This is a genomic window from Lactobacillus melliventris (assembly GCF_013346935.1).
Lineage (GTDB): Bacteria > Bacillota > Bacilli > Lactobacillales > Lactobacillaceae > Lactobacillus.
This window is the reverse complement of sequence record NZ_JAAEEB010000008.1, coordinates 1-21,090: the sequence shown is the minus strand read 5'-3', so window position 1 is coordinate 21,090 and position 21,090 is coordinate 1. Positions and strand designations below refer to the sequence as shown.

The 21,090-nt window shown below is 36.3% G+C and carries 17 protein-coding genes; 14 read left to right on the top strand and 3 right to left on the bottom strand.

The window, feature by feature from the left end; genetic code table 11:
• The first annotated feature begins 15 nt into the window (after nt 1-15).
• The 11 genes from GYV61_RS07420 to GYV61_RS07370 all read left to right on the top strand — a co-directional run bounded on the left by GYV61_RS07420 (nt 16) and on the right by GYV61_RS07370 (nt 13,096).
• Nucleotides 16-378 carry a ribosome-binding factor A gene (locus GYV61_RS07420; protein ID WP_174795349.1) on the top strand — a complete coding sequence of 121 codons (363 nt, stop codon included), beginning with the start codon at nt 16-18 and terminating at the stop codon, nt 376-378.
• Between the two features lie 46 nt (nt 379-424).
• Nucleotides 425-1,318, top strand: a complete 894-nt coding sequence (gene truB / locus GYV61_RS07415) for a tRNA pseudouridine(55) synthase TruB (protein WP_174795348.1) — start codon at nt 425-427, stop codon at nt 1,316-1,318.
• Between the two features lie 18 nt (nt 1,319-1,336).
• Nucleotides 1,337-2,269 carry a riboflavin biosynthesis protein RibF gene (ribF, locus tag GYV61_RS07410; protein WP_174795347.1) on the top strand — a complete coding sequence of 311 codons (933 nt, stop codon included), beginning with the start codon at nt 1,337-1,339 and terminating at the stop codon, nt 2,267-2,269.
• A 135-nt stretch (nt 2,270-2,404) separates the two neighbouring features.
• On the top strand, nt 2,405-3,454 hold the full coding sequence (hrcA, locus tag GYV61_RS07405; protein WP_046324989.1) for a heat-inducible transcriptional repressor HrcA: 1,050 nt from the start codon (nt 2,405-2,407) through the stop codon (nt 3,452-3,454).
• A gap of 12 nt (nt 3,455-3,466) precedes the next feature.
• On the top strand, nt 3,467-4,060 hold the full coding sequence (gene grpE, locus GYV61_RS07400) for a nucleotide exchange factor GrpE (RefSeq protein ID WP_046324988.1): 594 nt from the start codon (nt 3,467-3,469) through the stop codon (nt 4,058-4,060).
• An 18-nt stretch (nt 4,061-4,078) separates the two neighbouring features.
• A complete protein-coding gene (dnaK, locus tag GYV61_RS07395; protein WP_046324987.1) occupies nt 4,079-5,935 on the top strand; it encodes a molecular chaperone DnaK in 1,857 nt (618 codons plus the stop codon).
• Nucleotides 5,936-6,015: 80 nt separating this feature from the next.
• Nucleotides 6,016-7,158 (top strand): molecular chaperone DnaJ, encoded by a 1,143-nt coding sequence (gene dnaJ / locus GYV61_RS07390; RefSeq protein ID WP_174795346.1) that lies wholly within the window; start codon nt 6,016-6,018, stop codon nt 7,156-7,158.
• A gap of 370 nt (nt 7,159-7,528) precedes the next feature.
• Nucleotides 7,529-9,367: a translation elongation factor 4 gene (gene lepA, locus GYV61_RS07385; protein WP_174795345.1), complete on the top strand. Its 1,839-nt coding sequence runs from the start codon at nt 7,529-7,531 to the stop codon at nt 9,365-9,367.
• Between the two features lie 31 nt (nt 9,368-9,398).
• On the top strand, nt 9,399-11,675 hold the full coding sequence (recJ, locus tag GYV61_RS07380) for a single-stranded-DNA-specific exonuclease RecJ (RefSeq protein WP_174795385.1): 2,277 nt from the start codon (nt 9,399-9,401) through the stop codon (nt 11,673-11,675).
• 100 nt (nt 11,676-11,775) lie between these two features.
• The gene (locus GYV61_RS07375; RefSeq protein ID WP_046324984.1) at nt 11,776-12,303 is read left to right on the top strand and encodes an adenine phosphoribosyltransferase; all 528 of its coding nucleotides are present in this window, start codon (nt 11,776-11,778) and stop codon (nt 12,301-12,303) included.
• 274 nt (nt 12,304-12,577) lie between these two features.
• Entirely contained in the window at nt 12,578-13,096 is a 519-nt protein-coding gene (locus GYV61_RS07370; RefSeq protein WP_174795344.1) for a GNAT family N-acetyltransferase, read from the top strand.
• Nucleotides 13,097-13,198: 102 nt separating this feature from the next.
• On the opposite strand, the gene GYV61_RS07365 is transcribed toward GYV61_RS07370, so the two are convergent.
• Nucleotides 13,199-15,472: an HAD-IC family P-type ATPase gene (locus GYV61_RS07365; RefSeq protein WP_174795343.1), complete on the bottom strand. Its 2,274-nt coding sequence runs from the start codon at nt 15,470-15,472 to the stop codon at nt 13,199-13,201.
• Between the two features lie 632 nt (nt 15,473-16,104).
• Here GYV61_RS07365 and GYV61_RS07360 point away from each other — a divergent pair.
• Complete coding sequence (locus GYV61_RS07360; RefSeq protein ID WP_174795342.1) at nt 16,105-16,440, top strand: hypothetical protein; 336 nt, start codon at nt 16,105-16,107, stop codon at nt 16,438-16,440.
• A 70-nt stretch (nt 16,441-16,510) separates the two neighbouring features.
• On the opposite strand, the gene eno is transcribed toward GYV61_RS07360, so the two are convergent.
• Nucleotides 16,511-17,797 carry a phosphopyruvate hydratase gene (gene eno / locus GYV61_RS07355; RefSeq protein ID WP_046324981.1) on the bottom strand — a complete coding sequence of 429 codons (1,287 nt, stop codon included), beginning with the start codon at nt 17,795-17,797 and terminating at the stop codon, nt 16,511-16,513.
• Nucleotides 17,798-18,040: 243 nt separating this feature from the next.
• On the opposite strand from eno, the gene GYV61_RS07350 reads away from it, so the two are divergent.
• Entirely contained in the window at nt 18,041-18,871 is an 831-nt protein-coding gene (locus GYV61_RS07350; RefSeq protein WP_174795341.1) for a DegV family protein, read from the top strand.
• 97 nt (nt 18,872-18,968) lie between these two features.
• Here the strand turns inward: GYV61_RS07350 and GYV61_RS07345 are convergent, their stop codons facing one another.
• Complete coding sequence (locus tag GYV61_RS07345) at nt 18,969-19,544, bottom strand: phosphatase PAP2 family protein (RefSeq protein WP_370448802.1); 576 nt, start codon at nt 19,542-19,544, stop codon at nt 18,969-18,971.
• 246 nt (nt 19,545-19,790) lie between these two features.
• Between GYV61_RS07345 and GYV61_RS07340 the strand changes: the two genes are divergently transcribed.
• Complete coding sequence (locus tag GYV61_RS07340; RefSeq protein WP_174795340.1) at nt 19,791-20,711, top strand: hypothetical protein; 921 nt, start codon at nt 19,791-19,793, stop codon at nt 20,709-20,711.
• Nucleotides 20,712-21,090: the final 379 nt, after the last annotated feature.

The following is a 21,090-nucleotide window of genomic DNA, read 5'->3' as shown; positions in this document are numbered from 1 at the left end:
AACTGGGAGGAAAGTATGAAACACAGAATTGGTCGTGTTGAAGGAGAAATCCTCCGTGAATTAACGAAAATTTTGCGCAAAAATATTCGTGATCCACGTGTTAATGACGTTACTATTACAGCAGTTGAATGCACTAATGATCTCTCGTATGCTACTGTTTACTACAGTATTCTTTCAGAAGATGCTAAAAAGGAAGAAGAGGCTGCAGCTGGTTTAAATAAGTCAAAGGGCATGATGCGGCATTTGTTGGGTCAGGTCTTAACTGTCTACAAAGTTCCTGAATTAATATTTAAACGAGATAATTCAGTTAAATACGGTAGCAAAATTGATCGGTTAATTGCTGAAGTTAAAAAGCAGGATGAACATCGAAATAATTAATAAAAGCGCTGTTAGGCGCTTTTTTCATGGTTAAGGTACGGGAAAAATGTTAAATGGTATATTGGTGATAGACAAAGAAAAAGGCATGACGAGTGCTGATGTTGTCTATCAATTACGCAAAGTCTTGCACATTAAGAAAATAGGTCATGCTGGTACTCTTGATCCTGATGTTACAGGTGTTTTACCAGTCGCAATAGGACAGGCTACTAAACTAATTGAGTTAATGCATACTCAAAATAAAAGATATATCGGACAGGGAATACTTGGTTTTGCCACTGATAGTTGCGATATTAGCGGCAAAATAACAGCTAGCAAAAAGATCACGAATAAAGTCAAATCAACTGAGATAAAAGATGCAATGCAAGAATTTGTGGGACAAATTGAACAGGTGCCGCCGATCTATTCTGCTGTGAGGGTTAACGGTAGGCATTTATATGAATATGCACGAGCTGGTATGGAGGTAGAACGACCTAAAAGGCAAGTTAAAATTTTTGCTTATAATCTTGTAAATGAACCTATCTTTGATAAAGAAAAAGGCCAAGAAATGTTTGACTTTGAAATTGAATGTAGTAAAGGAACCTACGTTCGTTCTTTAATAAATGATTTAGGTACCCAACTGAAAATACCAGCAGTAATGAAAAGTTTGCGTCGCACATCTAGTTCAGGTTTTGATATTAGTCAGTCTGTAAAACTTTCTGAAATTACCGAAGATCCTAAATTAATTGATCAAATTATTCAACCAATTGATTCTTTTTTTAGAAATTACGTGCAAATGGATCTTGATGATAAATTATGGTCTAAAGTTAAAAATGGTGCAGCTATTTCTTTGAAAACGAATGCAAAAAAGGTGGCATTACGTTACAATAATAAAGTTAAGGCAATCTATCGCAAAGATGGTACCATTTATCGCCCTTATTTAATGCTTTTACAAAATGAATAGGTGAATGAAGGTCTTATTATGGAAATTATCCATTTAACATACCCTTTTAAGGAAAACATAATTCCCCAAAATATAATTCTTGCTTTAGGTTTCTTCGATGGGGTTCATCGCGGACATCAAGAATTAATCAAAATCGCAAAAGAAAAAGCAAAGCAAAGACATTTACCACTAGTAGTAATGACGTTTGATCGTCATCCAAAAGAAGTTTATCAAAATAAAAAAGTTACATACATTGATACTCTTCCAGAAAAAGCATACAAGATGCAGAAACTTAAAGTTGACTATTTGTTGGTGATGCACTTTAATGAAGCTTTTAGTAAACTAACTGCACAGGAATTTGTTGATAATATTATAGTAAAATTACATGCTGACACTGTAGTTGCTGGTTTTGATTACACATATGGTCCTAAAGATACTGCTAATATGAAAAATTTCCCTAAGTTTGCTAAGGGAAGGTTCAATATAATTAATGTCCCTAAGCAGTCTTATGATGGTCAAAAAATTGGTTCTACGGAAATCAAAAAAGCGATAACTAGCGGAAATATGGAATTAGCCGCTAAGTTGTTAGGCTTTCCCTATGTTATGTCAGGCTACGTAGGTCACGGTTTGCGCAATGGTCATAAACTCGGTTTTCCTACAGCTAATTTGGTTTGGACTGATGACAAGGCTGTTCCTAAAATTGGCGTATATGCGACTAAAACTAAGATTTGTGGTAAGTGGTATGACTCAATGACAAGTGTAGGCTATAATGTGACTATCAATCAGGGGAAAAAGCTTTATATTGAGTCAAACTTATTTGGCTTTAATCAGGAAGCCTATGATGAGGAAATGGTAATTAAATGGTATAAGTATACCCGTGGTGAAATTAAATTTGCCAATTTAAAAGAGCTAACACAACAAATGAGTCAAGACGAGGCTGAAATTAAAAATTATTTTGCTACGATGAATTAATTAATGATACTGAAAAAATGATTGACGTTTTTTAAGAAAAAAGTTAGCACTCAACTTGACATTCTGCTAAAAGCTAGTATCATATAAATTGTTAGCACCTAATCAGATTGAGTGCTAAAAGTGAGGGCGATATTTATGTTGACCGAACGTCAAGAATTAATTTTAAAAACAATTATCAATGATTTTACGCAGACACATGATCCTGTTGGGTCCAAGACTGTTATGAACCAACTGCCTATTAAGGTTTCAAGTGCTACTATTCGTAACGAAATGGCTGTTTTAGAAGATAAGGGTTTGATTGAGAAAACTCATTTGTCTAGTGGCCGCGTGCCTTCAACTGAAGGCTACCGCTACTATCTTGACAATTTAGTTGAACCTTTACAAATTTCATCTTCTGTATACAAGCGAATCATTAGTCAGCTTGATCAACCATTTCATCAGGTTAACGATATCGTACAGGCAGCTGTCAAAATTTTATCGGATCTAACCAATTACACAGCATTTGCGGAAGGTCCTGAAAATAGTGAATTAACTATTACTGGTTTTCGTATCGTGCCATTGTTTAACAGACAGATTATGGCTGTCTTAGGAACTAGTGATGGTGACGTTCATGACCAGGTTTATACTTTACCTTATAATGTTAATGGTGATGAAATTGAACAGGCTGTGCGCATGATTAACGATCAGCTGGTGGGCAAAACTTTAGATCAAGTTACTCCAGACTATCTTAAAAAGACTTTGGGCAATAAACTTAAAGTTGCTCATGTCTCTGAACTGATTAATTTGGTCGAGGATGTTATTAACGATGCTGCCAGTGAGCAAACCTATGTTGATGGTCAGATTAACCTGCTTAACAACATTTCTCTGGACGATATTTCAAACTTAAGATCGCTCTATGAAATGATTGAGCATAATGATTTGATTTCCAGTATTTTGGACAATAGGCAAAATTTGAAAAGCGACAGGTATCCGGTTCGAGTTAGTTTAGGATCCGAATTATCAAATGATTTGTTAAAGGATTACAGTCTGCTTACGGCAGAGTACAGCGTTGGCTCTCATGGAAAGGGCATAATTGCTTTACTTGGCCCTGATAATATGCCGTATTCTCAGGTGATTGGATTACTCGAGTATTTCAGAAACGAACTATCTAAAAAATTACTTGATTATTATGGTAGATTCAAATAAAGGAGGTTAGCCGTGAGTAAAGAAGAAAATAATAGTAAAAACTCAAAAAAAGAGCCAAAAAAAGATGAGCATAAAAAGTCAAAGACAGAAGTAGAAAATTCTAAGACTAAGGCTAACGAAGAAAAGAAACCAGAGTCTTTGGAAAGTAAATTGCAGCGTAATTTGACTCAATTGCAAAAAGAAAAAGACGATCTGGAAGATAAGTATTTGCGCAGTCAAGCTGAGATGCAAAATATGCAAAATCGCTACAATAAAGAAAGAGCGCAGCTTATCAAATATGAGTCTCAATCCTTAGCTAAAGATGTTTTGCCAGCGATGGATAATTTAGAAAGAGCTTTAGCTACTAAAGTCGATGACGAAGCATCAAAACAGCTTAAAAAAGGTGTACAGATGACACTTGATTCACTGGTTAAAGCGATGAAAGATCACGGTATCAGTGAAATTATAGCTGAAGGTGTCAAATTTGATCCCAATTTACACCAAGCTGTTCAAACCGTTGCAGCTGAAAATGATGATCAAAAAGATCATGTTGTACGAGTTTTACAAAAGGGATACTTGTACAAAGATCGTACTTTAAGACCAGCTATGGTTGTTGTAGCACAATAATTGAAAGGAAGCATATCAATGTCAAAAGTTATCGGAATTGACCTCGGAACTACTAACTCAGCAGTTGCCGTTTTGGAGGGTAAAGAACCCAAAATTATTACTAACCCAGAAGGAAATCGCACTACCCCTTCAGTAGTTGCCTTTAAAGATGGAGAAATCCAAGTTGGTGAAGTTGCTAAGAGACAAGCAATTACCAATCCTAATACTATTTCTTCTATTAAACGTCACATGGGTGAAACTGATTACAAGGTTAAAATTGGTGATAAAGCTTATACACCACAGGAAATTTCAGCAATGATCTTGCAGTACATCAAGAAATTCTCTGAAGATTATTTAGGCGAGAAAGTAACTGATGCTGTTATTACCGTACCTGCATACTTTAATGATGCTCAACGCCAAGCTACCAAAGATGCTGGTAAAATAGCTGGTTTAGATGTTAAGAGAATTATTAATGAACCTACTGCATCTTCACTTGCTTATGGTTTGGACAAAGACGCAGAAGATGAAAAAGTCTTAGTTTACGACCTTGGTGGTGGTACTTTCGATGTTTCCGTACTGCAGTTAGGTGATGGCGTCTTTCAAGTATTGTCAACTAATGGTGATACCCACCTTGGTGGTGATGATTTTGATAATAAGATTATTGATTGGCTGATTAAGAATTTTAAAGATGAAAATGGTGTCGACCTTTCAAAAGATAAGATGGCTTTGCAAAGATTAAAGGATGCTGCCGAAAAGGCGAAGAAAGATTTGTCTGGTGTGTCAGCAACCCATATTTCACTGCCGTTTATTTCTGCAGGTGAATCTGGCCCATTGCACCTTGAAGCCGATTTAACTCGGGCAAAATTCGATGAATTAACTTCTGACTTAGTTGAAAAGACCAAGATCCCATTTGATAATGCTTTAAAAGACGCTGATTTAACAGTTAATGACATTGACAAGGTGATTTTAAATGGTGGTTCTACCCGAATTCCTGCTGTACAGGATGCAGTTAAGAAGTGGGCTGGTAAAGAACCTGATCACTCAATTAACCCAGACGAAGCTGTTGCTTTAGGTGCTGCTATTCAAGGTGGTGTCATTTCAGGTGACGTTAAGGATGTTGTCTTACTTGATGTAACTCCATTATCACTTGGTATTGAAACAATGGGTGGTGTATTTACCAAACTTATTGAAAAGAATACAACTATTCCAACCTCAAAGAGCCAAATTTTCTCAACTGCTGCAGATAATCAACCAGCTGTTGACGTTCACGTTTTGCAAGGTGAACGCCCAATGGCAGCCGATGATAAGACTTTAGGACGGTTTGAATTAACTGATATTCCTGCAGCTCCTCGTGGTGTACCACAAATTCAAGTTACTTTTGATATTGACAAGAACGGTATCGTTAATGTTTCTGCTAAGGATATGGGAACTGGAAAAGAACAAAAGATTACTATCAAGAGTTCATCCGGCTTATCTGATGAAGAAATTAAGAAGATGCAAAAAGAAGCGGAAGAACATGCTGAAGAGGATAAGAAGAAGAAAGAAGAAGTTGACTTACGTAATGAAGTTGATCAATTAATCTTCTCCACTGAAAAGACCTTGAAAGATGTCAAAGGCAAAGTATCTGATGACGACACTAAGAAAGTACAAGATGCACTTGATGCTTTAAAGAAAGCTCAAAAAGACAACAATTTGGATGAAATGAAAGCTAAGAAAGATGAATTATCCAAGGTTGCACAAGACTTAGCAGTCAAATTGTACCAAGCTAATGGTGGAGCTCAAGGTGCACAAGGACAAGCTGGACCTCAAGCCGGACCACAAAATCCTGGTTCACAAGATGGTAATAATGGTTCAGCGGGTGAAGGTGAATTCCATAAGGTAGACCCAGATAAGTAAAGGGTTTATAATTGAATAAATTAGAAAAGAACTGCCAGGAAAAGTAGTTCTTTTCTTTTGTAAAGTTAAGGAGCTTATAGATGGCACAAGAAGATTATTATGAAGTGCTGGGAGTAGATCGCAATGCCAGTGATAAAGAAATTACCTCTGCTTATCGCAAACTTGCCAAGAAGTATCACCCCGATTTAAACCATGAGCCTGGTGCTGAGGAAAAATATAAAAAGGTTAACGAAGCCTATGAAGTATTACATGACAAGCAAAAAAGAGCCCAATATGATCAATTTGGTTCTGCCGGAGTCAATGGTCAAGGAGGTTTCGGTGGTGCTGGTCAAGGATACGGTGACTTTGGTGGCTTCGGTGATTTTGGCGATATATTTAATGATTTCTTCGGTGGTGCCAATGGTGAGAGTCAACATCATGTAAATCCCACGGCGCCAACTCGCGGTGAAGACTTAGATTATACGTTGTCTATTGATTTTATGGATGCAATTACGGGTAAGAAAACACAAGTTTCGTATACTCGGAGTGAAACCTGCCCAACTTGTGGGGGCAATGGTGCTGAAAAAGGCACACATCCTATAACTTGTGATAAATGTCATGGCTCAGGCTATATGACCATAACTCAAAAATCTCTGATAGGTGTGATTCGACAGCAAGCTGTTTGTGACAAGTGCCATGGAAAAGGTGTAATTATTGAACATCCTTGTCAGACTTGTCATGGTAATGGCGTAATTGACGGTAAGAATACCATTGAAGTCAATATTCCCGCTGGAATAGATAATGGTCAGCAATTGCGTTATGAAGGTCAAGGCGAAGCTGGTAAAAATGGTGGTCCTTACGGTGATTTGTACATCAGCTATCGGATTAAACCATCAAAGGAATTTGAGCGTAAAGGTACAACTATCTATACGACCGTTCCAATTTCATTTGCTCAGGCAACGTTAGGCGATGAGATTAATGTTAAAACAGTACATGGCGAAAAGAAGCTAAAGATTCCTGCAGGCACTCAACCAAATAAGGAATTTACCATACACGGTGAAGGTGTTCCGTATTTGCGTGGCAACGGTAACGGCGATCAGATTACCACCGTTCAAGTTCAAATTCCAAAATCAATTAATGAGAAGCAAAAACAGGCTCTAATTGATTTTGTCAAAGCAGGTGGTGGGTCAATAACACCGCAAGAAAAAGGTTTTTTTGAAAGACTAAAAGAAAAATTACAGTGATAATCAAGTTATCATGACTTAACTGATTAGATCTTTTTGATAAAAAGAAAAGAAAAATTGCAATGTTAGAATGTCCTAAGGGTTATAAATATTGGAATAAAAATGATACCGGGATAACTATATCGGCGGATGCACCTCAATGGACAAAAAAAGAATTTTACAAGTATATGGAACTTTTTGCAAAAAATGGAAAACCTGATAAACACGGTATAGTCAAGTATTATTAACATTTTTGACAATTTGAATAAGAGCTGATTCCTAAAATATCAAGGAATTAGCTCTTTAATTTTGTCATGTTTCTTATTTAGTTTTATACAGTCTGTTGAATTTGCTATAATAATAAAGATAGAGTAAAGGGTGCAAATTATTTATGGATATAAAAAAATTACAAGATTATCAAAAACACATTCGCAATTTTTCCATTGTTGCTCATATTGATCATGGAAAATCAACGATTGCGGACCGCATTTTAGAATTGACCGATACGGTATCTGAGCGCCAATTGAAGAATCAGATGTTAGACGACATGCCGCTTGAGCGCCAACGCGGTATTACCATTAAGATGAACTCGGTCGAAATTAAGTACCATGCCAACGATGGTGAGGATTATATTTTTCACTTAATTGATACACCGGGACACGTAGACTTTTCATACGAAGTTTCACGTTCTTTGGCCGCATGTGAAGGTGCACTCTTAGTAGTCGATGCTTCACAAGGTGTGCAAGCTCAGACTTTAGCAAATACATACTTAGCAATTGATGATGATTTAGAAATATTGCCTGTAATAAACAAGATCGATTTGCCTTCGGCTAACCCAGAGCAAGCTAAAGAAGAAATTACAGAAATGCTGGGACTTGATGCATCCGACGCTGTTGAAGTTTCTGGTAAAACTGGTCAGGGTATTAAAGAACTACTTGAACGGATTGTAAAAGATATTCCAGCACCACAAGGTAATTTGCAAAACCCACTTAAAGCATTAATTTTTGATTCTAAGTATGATGACTATCGCGGGGTAGTTCTCTCTGTCAGGATTGAAGAAGGTACGGTTAAACCTGGCGATAAAATAAAAATCATGAATACGGGTAAAGAGTATGAAGTAACTGAAGTGGGAGTTTCTAGTCCACATCCGGTTAAAAAGGATATTCTGATTGCGGGGGATGTTGGTTACCTAACGGCTAACATCAAGTCCGTTCGTGAAACTCGTGTTGGTGATACAATTACTGCAGCGGAACATCCCACAGCTGAGCCATTACCTGGGTATCGGCAAATACCACCAATGGTTTATTCAGGTATGTATCCCGTAGACAACTCTAAATATGATGATCTTAAAGAAGCTTTGCAAAAATTGCAGCTCAATGATGCTGCTCTAGAATTTGAACCTGAAACTTCAACCGCTTTAGGTTTTGGCTTTAGGTGCGGCTTTTTAGGTTTACTCCACATGGATGTGGTGCAGGAGAGACTTGAACAGGAATTTGACCTAGACTTGATTATGACTGCCCCTTCTGTAGATTATCATGCGATTATGAATGACGGTTCCACAAAAGTAATTGATAATCCTTCAGATCTACCATCTGCTGGTGAATATAAGGAAGTGCAGGAACCTTTTGTTAAAGCAGAAGTAATGGTGCCGAATGATTTTGTCGGTCCTGTGATGGAATTATGTCAACGCAAACGGGGCGAGTTTGTGACAATGGACTATTTAGACAAATATCGGGTTAACGTAATTTACAATATGCCATTAGCCGAAATTATTTATGACTTTTTTGATGATTTGAAGTCTTCTACTAAAGGTTATGCTTCTCTTGATTACGAAATTACGGGTTACCGCGCAACAGATTTAGTTAAAATTGATATTCTGTTGAATAAGCAAGTTGTTGATGCTTTAAGTTTCATAGCCCACCGAGACGAAGCACAAAATAGAGCAAGACAAATGACCTCGATGCTTAAGAAATTAATTCCGCGGCAAAACTTTGAGGTTGATATTCAGGGAGCAATTGGTGCTAAAATAATTTCGCGAGCAACAGTAAAACCCTACCGTAAAGATGTAACTTGGAAAATTCATACGGGAGACCCTGATAGAAGAGCTAAATTACTAGAAAAGCAAAAGAGGGGTAAAAAGCGGATGAAGGCTGTAGGGCATGTTGAAATTCCTCAAGATGCTTTTATGGCAGTTTTAAAAATGAATGATGATGATTTAAATTCAAAATAGTAGGAAAATAAAAAGGCTGAATTAATTAATGATTGAATGGCGTGAGCGCAAGGGTGAAAAATTAGCTCCAGAATTGATTGAAAAGTATCAGCTTAGTCCGATTACGGCTAAGCTGCTTTCTTTGCGCGGAATAAATACTGACGCAAAACTTGCATTTTGGTTTAATGCAACTGAAGACGATTTAGCAGACCCGTACTTAATGCACGATATGCAAAAAGCTGTTACAAGGATTAACCAGGCAATTGATGCAGGTGAAAAAATTACTATTTATGGTGATTATGACGCAGATGGTATTACTGCCACCAGTATCATGATGGAGACGCTGGGAATTTTAGGAGCCGATGTTCATTTCTTCATTCCTGATCGCTTTAAAGATGGCTATGGTCCAAATCTTGATGCCTACAAGAAAATTGCGGCAGACGGTACGAAACTAATTATTACTGTTGATAATGGTGTTACAGGGGTTGAAGAAGTAGACTATGCTAAAAATATGGGCGTTGATACAATAATTACTGATCACCATAAATTTCAAGATAAAGTGCCTGAAAGTTATGCCCTAGTTCATTGTAATTACCCCGGACAAAAATATCCGTTTGATGACTATTGCGGCGCTGGAGTAGCCTATACAATTAGCCGAGCCTTGATGCAAGATTCAATGCCAGAATTATTGGAGCTGGCAATGATTGGTACAATCGGCGACATGGTTAAAGTCTCAGGGGAAGGCCACATTCTCGTCAAGCGGGGCCTTAAAATGCTCAACGAAACTGAGCGACCAGGTTTGAGAGCTCTAATAAAAAAAGCCGGCTTGCAAATGGGACACATAGATGAAACAGATGTTGGTTTTAATATTGCACCAAGACTGAATGCGGTTGGCAGACTGGATAATGCCAGTTTAGCTGTAGACCTTCTCTTGTGTGAAACTGATGATGAGGCAGAAAAGATTGCAGATAAAATTGAAGAATTAAACGCTAAACGTAAAAATTTAACTAGTAAAGTTTACAATTCCTGTCTCAATCAAATTAAAAATAATGGCTGGGAAAGAAAGAAAACCTTAGTTTTATATAATCCTAAGTTTCATGAAGGCGTTTTAGGATTAGTTGCCAATAAACTGGTAGAAAAAACTCACAAACCAACTATAGTATTGACTAAAAATGACAAGGGAATCATAAAAGGTTCTGGGAGGTATGTAGACGGTTTTAATCTTTTTAATGCATTAGAACCTTTGAAAGATAAACTGTTTCTCAAATTTGGCGGTCATGACTTTGCCTGTGGTCTGTCAATGACAGAAGACAAGATAACTTCATTGCGTGCCACTTTCGAGAAAAGTTTTAAAGGAATTTATAATCAAAATATTCGCTATTATGATTGTGAATTACCATTTTCTAATCTTGACTTGAAAATAATTACTGACATTAAAAAGGCGGGGCCGTTTGGCAGCGATAATGTAACTCCTGTTTTCAGCATATTGCATCCGGCAATAAATAGCTGCTTTTACATGGGAAAAGAAAAAAACCATATTAAGTTAAATATTGGAAAAAATAATAAGAATATTGATGTTGTCGGCTTTAACAAAAAATATTTGACCAAGATCCTCTTACCATATGTAGATCAAATATTTGTTGAGCTGCAGGAAAATTGTTATCGTAATCAGATAAAACTACAAGGAATAATCAAGGGCATCATTTTTGCTGCGCCAAAATTAGCAGTTCCTGCACCTGTTATTGATTTGCGGAATGAAAAATACATAATGGGATTTGCCGATAGGTATTTGATTTTTGATAAAAGAAATAAAAATATTGCTTCTAGCCTGTATGATATTGATCCAGCTAAAATTACTTTGGTAAATGATTATAACAATGAGGGTGAAGTAGCCGCTTTTCTTGATGTTCCCCGTAATCTGCAGGAACTCAATTCAGCTTTAACCAATAATTACGACCAACTTTATTTGCGCTTTATTATGGATCAATTGCCTGTTAAGCAGCTACCGCTAAAAGCTGATTTTGTGAGGCTGCTGAAATACGTGTATTCTCACCCTGGTTTGGCTGTAGCCGATTATCGTGCGGTAGGTTTATTTTTACAAATCACTTATGATAAGATTCTTTTCATTTTGCGGGTGTTTTTTGAACTAAAATTTGTCAAATTAGAAGATGATAGAATATTTGGCGTTGCCAATCCCATAAAAAGAAGATTAACAGATTCTAATTATTTTAGGGCAACTAATTCCCAAATTAAATTTATAACTGATTTAAGACAGATGCCAAGTCAAAAATTACTAATGTACGTGAATGAGCAATTAAAACAACATTAATTTCTCACGGATTTAATGCTTTTAAGTTCAAAATCTGTTAGAATATTAAGGTCGAGTAAGCTTTAGCAAGAAAGTTAAGTTTTGGAGGTTTTTTCTTCTTATGGCAAACGATTTTGAGAAACATATTGCAAGTGTTAAGGATTTCCCTAATAAGGGTATTATCTTTCGTGACATTACCCCTGTTCTGCAGGATGGCAAGTTGTTTCAAGCAGCTACTCATAAGTTAGCTGAATACGTTAAAAGTAAAAATGCTGATGTAATTGTTGGTCCGGAGGCCCGTGGCTTTATTGTTGGTTGCCCTGTGGCTACAGAGTTGGGTATTGGTTTTGTTCCAGCTAGAAAGCCGCATAAATTACCGCGGGAAGTCGAAAGGGCTTCATATGATCTGGAATACGGTTCAAACAGCTTGGAAATTCATAAAGATGCTATTAAACCTGGTCAGCGTGTAGTAGTCTGTGATGATTTACTTGCTACTGCAGGAACTTTAAGGGCATGTAAAGAGCTAATTGAAAATCTTGGTGGAGAACTAGTGGGTTCAGCTTTTTATATTGAATTACCAGATTTGAAGGGAAAAGAAAAATTACCAGGACTTGACGTATTTTCACTCGTTAAATATCATGGTGCTTAAAATCACCAAAAGCTAGCAATTTATGGTGAATTCATGAATTACAATTAAATACTGCTTTTATCTCAAGTGCTCTTAATAGTTAGACCATAAAGTCAACTATTAGGGGCACTTTTTTCATGACTAAAATAAATTTCTGACGCAAAACTTAAAATTTAAGGAAAGCGATTTCTGAAAAATGAAAACTTTTATGCTCTTTTTGAGTGCAAATTTTTTACAAGACAAAGTCAAGTATATATAATGATACAGTATTTTTAAAAAAGGAGAATAGAGTAATTTGCAATTAAGAAGAGCAACAATGGCCGATTTTGACCGAATTATCGCTATTTTAAAAGACGGAGCCAATCAACTGGCTGAACGTGGTGTTGATCAGTGGCAAGGAGATTATCCGTCAAAAGAACAAATTAAAGAAGATATTGAAAACGGCTGGGCCTTTTTAGCTGTTTCTGAAGATCAGGAAACAGTTGGTGCTATTGCCATAGTGGACGGACCAGACCATGTTTATGATCATTTAGATGGCAAATGGTTGGCTGATACTAATAAATATGTGGTTATTCATCGAGTGGCAATTCATTCTCAGCATTCTGGTAAAGGCTATGCTACCAAGCTGTTACAGGCTGTTATCAATGATATTAAAAACAACAGGGACGATATTGACTCAATCAGAATTGATACTCACGAAGACAATAAAGCCATGCAACATTTGATTGCAAAGATGGGTTTTTCTAAAGTTGGTTATTTGCATGGCGCTTACCGTCCTAACGAAACCTCATATGTTTATGAACTACTTAAATAAAAGAAAAAATTGTTATCAATTATCACAATAGCAATCTATTCAAAACTAAAAACCTGGTGATGGCGTTTTTCCATTACCAGGTTTTTCTATGCTTTTATTTAATTAGCGATTCTTCATAATTGGTTGGTAAAAGACATCAATCAATATGGCAGCCACTAGGGCAACAGCGAAAGTGAGTAGCAAATTAGTCCAGCTAATTTTCGTCATAGCAATTCCCAGTAAAGCTAATATTATGGTTAAGAGTACATCAGCTAGTTGGGTTAAGCCAACAGCTTTAGAAGGATAATCCTGCCAGAAAAACTTTTTAGTTCTGGTGATCAGGACAATAAACATTGCGCTTAAAACCAAATAAACATAAACCATTGTTGATATTGTGCCGTGGCTCCAGCCATGAGTATTGAGATAAGCAATACCTGCTATTCCAATTACGGTCCAGCCGAAAGCTAATGAAAAAGCAATTTTAGCCAATTTAGCCATGTTCCAATTTTCAGGTTTATAGGTGATATGAGTTCTGTCAGTACCGATCATCATCGTCACCATGTTATTCATGATTGTATAAATAACCATGGCGTTTAGTGCCATCGGAATATAATTGAAGAATAAATAACCAAAGGTCAAGAGCATGGTTAGTTGTGCGGTTCTGGCTAGCTTGGTCAAGGACCAGGTCGTCATTCTTTGATAAACTCTGTGTCCGGCATCAAGTATCTTTACTATTGAAGATAAGCCATCATTCAAAAGAACCATTTTGCCAGATCTTTTTGCAACATCTGCCGCATTCGAAACGGCAATCCCAACCTCAGCTTGTTTTAAGGCTGGCGAGTCATTTACACCGTCACCCGTCATCCCCACAATATAGCCTTGCTTTTGAAAGAATTTAACCATGCGCAATTTATCTTCTGGTAAAACATCTGCAATTCCAGCTAGTTTACTAGTATCAGTTTGATCAGTAAAATCATGAATAGAAATTACCTCACCTTGTAGGTCAACCTGTTTAGCAACTGCAACGGCCGTTTTTTGGTTATCGCCAGTTAACATAATCGGTTTCACTCCACGTTTTTTGAGTTCACCTAAGGCTTCTTTAGAATCAGATCTCACCATATCTTGCAAGATGAAAACACCGGCTAATTTATCATCAATTAATAAAGCGACTGAACGACCAGCACTAAAATCAACTTCCTTAGCGTTTTCGTTCGCATTTCTATCAATTAATGATAGTTGTTTAAAAGAGCCAAGTTTAATATTATGACCGTTGTAATTTGCCATTGAATAGCCTGTACTAGAGGTAAAAGGAGTAAAGTCAGAACCTGATTTGACGGTTAAACCCTGCTTTTTTATGTATTCAGCAATCGCAGTGTCTATTAGCTTTTTATTTCTTTGATCTGTAGCTGCTGAAGCTAATTCAAGGGCTTCTTTATCACTAAATGAGCTGAAATTTGTCCATTGACCAACTGCTGTTTTATTTTCGGTAATGGTGCCCGTTTTATCGAGCAAAATCAGATTTAGGTTTGCGGCATCTTGAATTCCAGTTAAATCTGAAGTTAATACTCCTTCTTTACTTAGACGAGTAGCTTCAAATGAATTGGAAAGGGCAAAGGTAGAGGGCATTGCCACTGGAATGGAAGCTATAAACATCATTGCCAAAAATGGCAGCATATTAATGAGATTATTAATGTCTCCTCCTTTGAAGAAAGAAGCAATGATAATTATTAAAGTTAAAATACCGTCAAGAATACACAAATAATAGATAATTTTAGTAAGTAGTTGTTGCAAGTGACCCGGGGCAGCGGAATTATTAATTAAATTAATTGTTTTACCAGACCGTGAATTAGCTCCGGTAGCCGTAACAACTGCAAGGCCGTTGCCTTCCGTAACGGTAGTACCGGCGTAGGCTGTATCTTGGGGATTTTTCCGAACTGTTCTGGCTTCACCAGTAATTGAGCTCTCATCAGTAGAAATTTGGCCATCAATTAGTTTTACATCAGCCGCCAAAACATCTCCAGCTTGCATACTGATTAAATCTCCTGGGACTAAATATTTAGAATCAATATTTTGCCATTGACCATCCCTTTGAACAGAAATAGTAGGGGTCAGTTTGTGTGAAATATTATTTAAAACGCGTCTAGACTGCTTTTTCTTGGAAGCACCGTTCCAAGCAGCGAAAAGAAGCATTAAAAGAACGAATAGGGATTGTATCCATTTCCCTAAAACACATTCCAAAATTAGGGCAGCTTCGAGAATCCAGGCTGATAAATTCCACAACTTGGACAAAAACTCTTTAAAAAAATTGAACTGGGGTTCCGGTACCTCATTTAAGCCATTTTTTTGCAAAAGTTTATCTGCTTGGGCCTGAGTTAAACCAGTGATTTTTTCCGACATAATTTTACTTCCTTAGTTTTAATACTTTAATTAAAGTAGCATAAAAAGACCGCTTTTGCTATAAATTTATACCCAATTTTGTTTTAAAAAATCCCAAAATAGTGTACACTAGGTATAGTAGTGTATTAGTACACTTCTCTTAAACAATTATAATTATTCCAAAGTCTGTCGGATGTATGCAGTTATACCTAATTTAATCAGGTGAGTCCCATGTCCTTTAAAAAGATACTTTTAGTTTCATTGCTAACAATTACAGCTTTCTTTTGTTTTCCTTTTTTATTCATAATGAAATTTTGGATTACTTTAACCCTGCGCTTCTGGAAACCAAAAGTTATGCTCAAGTAGCGAAAAATACCCAACAATATTATAAAGGTCAGGCTTATGATTAAAAACTAGAAGTCAGTTTCCCTACAAAATAAATAGGGTAGGTGGTACGATCCCAGTTTGGGATAGATAATAATTGATCATAGAGGTCAGTATGTTAAGAAAATTCAATACGTTTCTAAAAAAGAATTTTTAAAAGTTGTAAATAAATAAGAAATTCTATCGATTTTAGTGCAGCAGTAAATAAACTTGTTATCTTTAAAAATTGGACAAAAAGTATAAATATCGGCTAGCAGAAAGGAAATACCATGTTTGAAAAAATGTTAGTACCAATATATGTTTGTTTTTTAATTATCACTAACCAAATTCCTTTAAACCATAATTCATGGACTGATAGAGCAGATCCCACAATTGACGAAGCTATAAGTTATGCGAAAGTTCCGGGTAATACTCAAGAGTACCTAAATGTTCAAGCAATAGATCCAGAAACTGGTAAAAAATTGCCATATCGAATCAAGAGAGTGGGCGGCTATGAACCAGGTAGGCAATATATAAGGATTGACCACAAAGGTCAGTATGTCAGAAAAATTGACTACATTTCAAAAACCACTTACCTAAAAGCAATTAAACAAGGAAATGAGTAACCACTTTGTTATCAGCTTAAAAAGGCACAAAAAAAGTCTGCAATTATTGCAGACTTTTTGAATTGATAAATTAATCTTTATCAACACTGTCTGGGAAGGTAGCTAAACGCTCGCCTTCACCAAGTTCTTCTTCGATTTCAAGTAAACGGTTGTACTTTTCAACACGTTCTGAACGAGCTGGAGCACCAGTCTTTAATTGACCACCGTTAACAGCAACGGCAAAGTCAGCGATGAATGTATCACCAGTTTCACCTGAACGGTGAGAAATCATAGTGTTGTAACCATTCTTACGTGAAAGACGGATAGTTTCCAAAGTTTCAGTAACAGTACCAATTTGGTTTAACTTGATTAATGAAGCGTTACCAGCACCTTCCTTAATAGCTTTAGTCAAAAGTTTAGGGTTGGTACAAATGAAGTCATCCAAAACAATTTGAATTCTGTCTTTGTGGCTTTGGGTAAATTTAATCATGCCGTCAACATCATTTTCATCGTATGGGTCTTCAATTGAGATTAACTCTGGGAATTCGTCAAGTAACTTGTCGTAGTATTGAGCTAATTCTTCATCGTTAAATACTTTACCTTCGAAGTGGTACTTGCCGTCTTCTTTGTTGTAGAAGTAAGAAGCAGCACAGTCACAAGCTATGGCAATGTCTTCACCAGGCTTGTAACCAGCCTTAACGATAGCGTCGTGTAAAGCTTGTAAAGCTTCTTCAGAGTTCTTCATGTTAGGAGCAAAACCACCTTCATCACCAAGGCCAGTTTCGTAACCCATATCTTCAAGCACTTTCTTTAAAGTGTGGTAAGTGTTAACGATCTTTTCAAAACCATCACGGAATGAAGTTTTCTTAACTGGAGTGATCATGAATTCTTGCACGTCAATACCGTTGTCAGCATGCTCACCACCGTTAATAACGTTGTGGAAAGTTTGAGGCATTTCAAGATCAGTGCCGCCAAGGTATCTGTATAAAGGTTGGTGGCTGTCTTTTGCGGCAGCAGCTGCAGTAGCCATAGATACACCTAAAATGGCGTTAGCACCAAGCTTAGCTTTGTTAGGGGTACCATCTAATTCAATCATTACGCGGTCAATGTTTGCCTGATCGTGTGGATCCAAACCCTTTAAAGCATCAGCGATTTTAGTATTGACGTTTTCAACGGCTTGGGAAACACCTTTACCGCCTACACGGCTGCCACCATCACGTAATTCAACTGCTTCATTTTCACCAGTTGAAGCACCTGATGGAACTTCAGCTTTACCAACGACACCATTTGATAAGGTTACAAAAGCCTCAACAGTTGGGTTACCACGTGAATCATAGATTTCCAGTGCATGAACATTTTCAATGACTGATTTTAACATCTAAAAACCTCCTAAATAATAAATGCTGTACTATTTTGTGTAAGTACATACATTAGTGGAGCACAAGCTCCATATCTACATCACAAATTTTAGCCTAAGTTTGTGATTATGTAAACATTTGTAAACGATTTCTAATGTTAAAAAATATTAAAAATATTTTTGTCGCTTTTTTTGCAGGTTTGATTTATGATTTAGCTATATATTTTTTAAAAAGGATAGTTTATTTCTATAAGGACATAAAATATGGATAAAGTAAAGTTAATAATCGACTCTGGTTCAAACGACAGAATGAATGATGATTTAACTGTCGTACCATTAACAATGACGATTGCCGGACAAGATTTTGTCGATGACGAAAATCTTGATCTTGATAGTTTTATTGCTAGTATGGAAAAGAACACTGAAGAAGGCAAAACATCTTGCCCTAGTATTAATCAATGGCTAAATGCTTTAAAGGGATCAGAATTAGCGATCATTATGACGATTACTAGTGGTTTGAGCGGAAGCTTCTCCTCTGCATTTCAGGCAAAACAAATTTATGAAAAAGATCATCCAGGAAGCCACGTGCTTGTAGTTGATTCCAGAACGGCCGGACCAGAAATTTCTGTTATTTTACGGGAAATTGAAAGGTTAGTTAATAGTAAGACCCGTTTCGTAGACTTAGAGCAAAAAATTTCAGATTACAAGACACATACACATTTACTTGTTGTATTAAAGTCGCTCCATAACTTAGCCCTAAATGGCCGAATAAACATGGCTGTTGCCAAAGTAGCAAAAGTTTTAAATATTGATGTGGTTGGCACCGCCAGTGATGAGGGTAAATTAGAGCCATTATCAAAAGTTAGAGGGATAAAGCGTGCTTTTAAAGAAATTCTTAAATTAATGGCCGAAATGAAATACAAAGGTGGGCGTTTGATTATAGATCATTGTAGAAATGAAAAAGATGCCCAAACGTTAAAAGAAAAAATTTTAGCAAGTTACCCTCAAGCAGAAATAGTAATTCGTTCAATGAGAGGGCTTTGTACCTTTTATGCCGAAGAGGGAAGTTTAATGATAGGCTTTGATGATTTATGATTTTTCAATAGCAGATAGTCTGCTTTTCTTCTGTATAAGATAAAAATAATTTTGTATGCAAAAAACAGCTCTAACTTTTTTAGTTGAGAGCTGTTTTTTAAATAATCATTAGTAATAATTGTTGAGAAATGCTAAAACAGAATACTGCAAGCGATGTTGCTCCGATAATGTCCGATGGGAAATGTGCTTTAAGACTGATACGGGAAATGACCACCATCAGCCAAATTATCAGCAAAACCCACAGCAAGCTGTTTCCTAGTTGGCCTGCAAAGAGGTGCCAGATAATTAAAGCCATGACGGTACTTCCTAAAACGTGACCACTAGGGAAACTATAGCCATCTTCTAAATCTGAGTGCAGAATTGGACGTTTTCTGCGCATCCATTTTTTTAAAAAGATCCCAATCAAATCGGTAAAGCCTAATGTAAATAAGGCCCAGAAGGCAAGTAAATTTTCATTATTACTAATTAAAAAACTTGCTAAAAATACATCCAAAACAACCAGCAGTTTAGGATCGTTAATAAATGCAATTATTTGCCAGCCAATGCCATCACGCCTTCTAATCAGTTTGTGGTGCAGCCAGTGATCGAATAGATTGAAACGCCGTGAATTTCTGACATTAAAGATAAGTAGTATTAGTATTAGAGCAGATAATAAAGATATCCAAAAATTAATATTCAAAACACATCCCTACCTATAATTTATATTCGCTTGTATTTTAACAGCAACGGGGCAAAGCATAAAAATTAAAATCTACTCTTGAGTAAAACTTAAGAATTGTAATTTAAAGGAGATTCAGAATTATAACTTTCGCTAAGATAAGTTCTAGCAAGGTAATTATTTTTAAAAGAAAGCTTGACTTTAATTAAAACCAACTTAAAATTATTCTTATCAAGTTAGGGCGTAATTTAGGAGGAAAAAATGAGTAAAAATCACACTTCTAAGCAAGAGACTGTGGGTGAAGCTATACGTGATATTGCTCACCATGAACATAACTTTGCTTTAGCTGATAATTCTACCAATCATATTGGTGATCTCGTTGTTTATGGCACCATTTATCTTTTGGAAAATTTATTTTCTGTTATTTGGTTTGACTGGCTATTTGTATTGTTGGCTATTGTTGCAATCATTAGCGTAATTCGTTACCAAAACTTCTTGCGACACAAGGTTAATTCCCAAAAAATGACTTCATATTTCGTAAATACTAGTTTGATTTCAACTGGGATTAGGTCTTTCGTAATTGGAAACGCACCATTACTAGCTCTTAGTATGCATACTCAAGGAAGATTTAACCTCTTTATTTCTTTGCTGGTTGGTCTAGTTGTAGCTTTGATTGGATTAACCTGTCAGTATCATTACCTAACTAATCATCAAGTCATTGACAGGCAAAAGGAATCACTAGGAAAGACCTGCAAAAATGCTATTGACTTTAGTGTTAATAGTTGCAAAAAGGGTTATGTTAGCCAAGGTTTTTTCTTTGATATTGCGTGTGGTTTTGCACTTTTGGCAAATCATTTTTCCTATAAAGAATTCATCTTAGTTAAATTTGAAGTTTGGCAATTTGTTTTAATTACTATTTTAATAGTATTGGGTACAGTTCTATTTCAAAGGTTTTTACACAATAAAGTTGTTACAAATAATATAAGTAAAGGCTTTAAGTGGGGTACTTTATTAATGACGGCTGCGCGCGGCTATCTGATAGCCATTGTACCATGGGTTGCAGTGTGTCTGTTCACGTGCAATTCAATCAATTGGTTGGCGGCAAACTTGTTAGGAGCATTGGTAGCAATAGTTGGAACTGGATTGCAATATAAATATTTACATAATGTCAGAGTCTTTTAATTATAAGATTAAGTTTGGATAATTTTAACAGTTGTGACGCTGATACAAAGAGAAGCCAGTAAAAGTAATTTCTTTCACTGGCTTTTTTTAATACCGAAAACAGATTTGGTTATAAAGCTTGATTCTATTCATTTGCTCTTTTTCAGAAGGATTTGAAAAAAGACTTTATTTTTTTAAATTAGAACTTGGACACCTTTTGAATACTTTTTCCGTATAAAAGTCTGTAATAGCAGCAATTACAGAGCAAAATAAAAGGAGAGTACAGGGATTAACAATAAGGTTTCATTTGGTTTATGATTGTCTAGAATTACTGATATAACAACATTTTCGTCTCTTGAATTTTTTCTTTTTATAGTTCTATGCCGTGCGAATGCCGTGC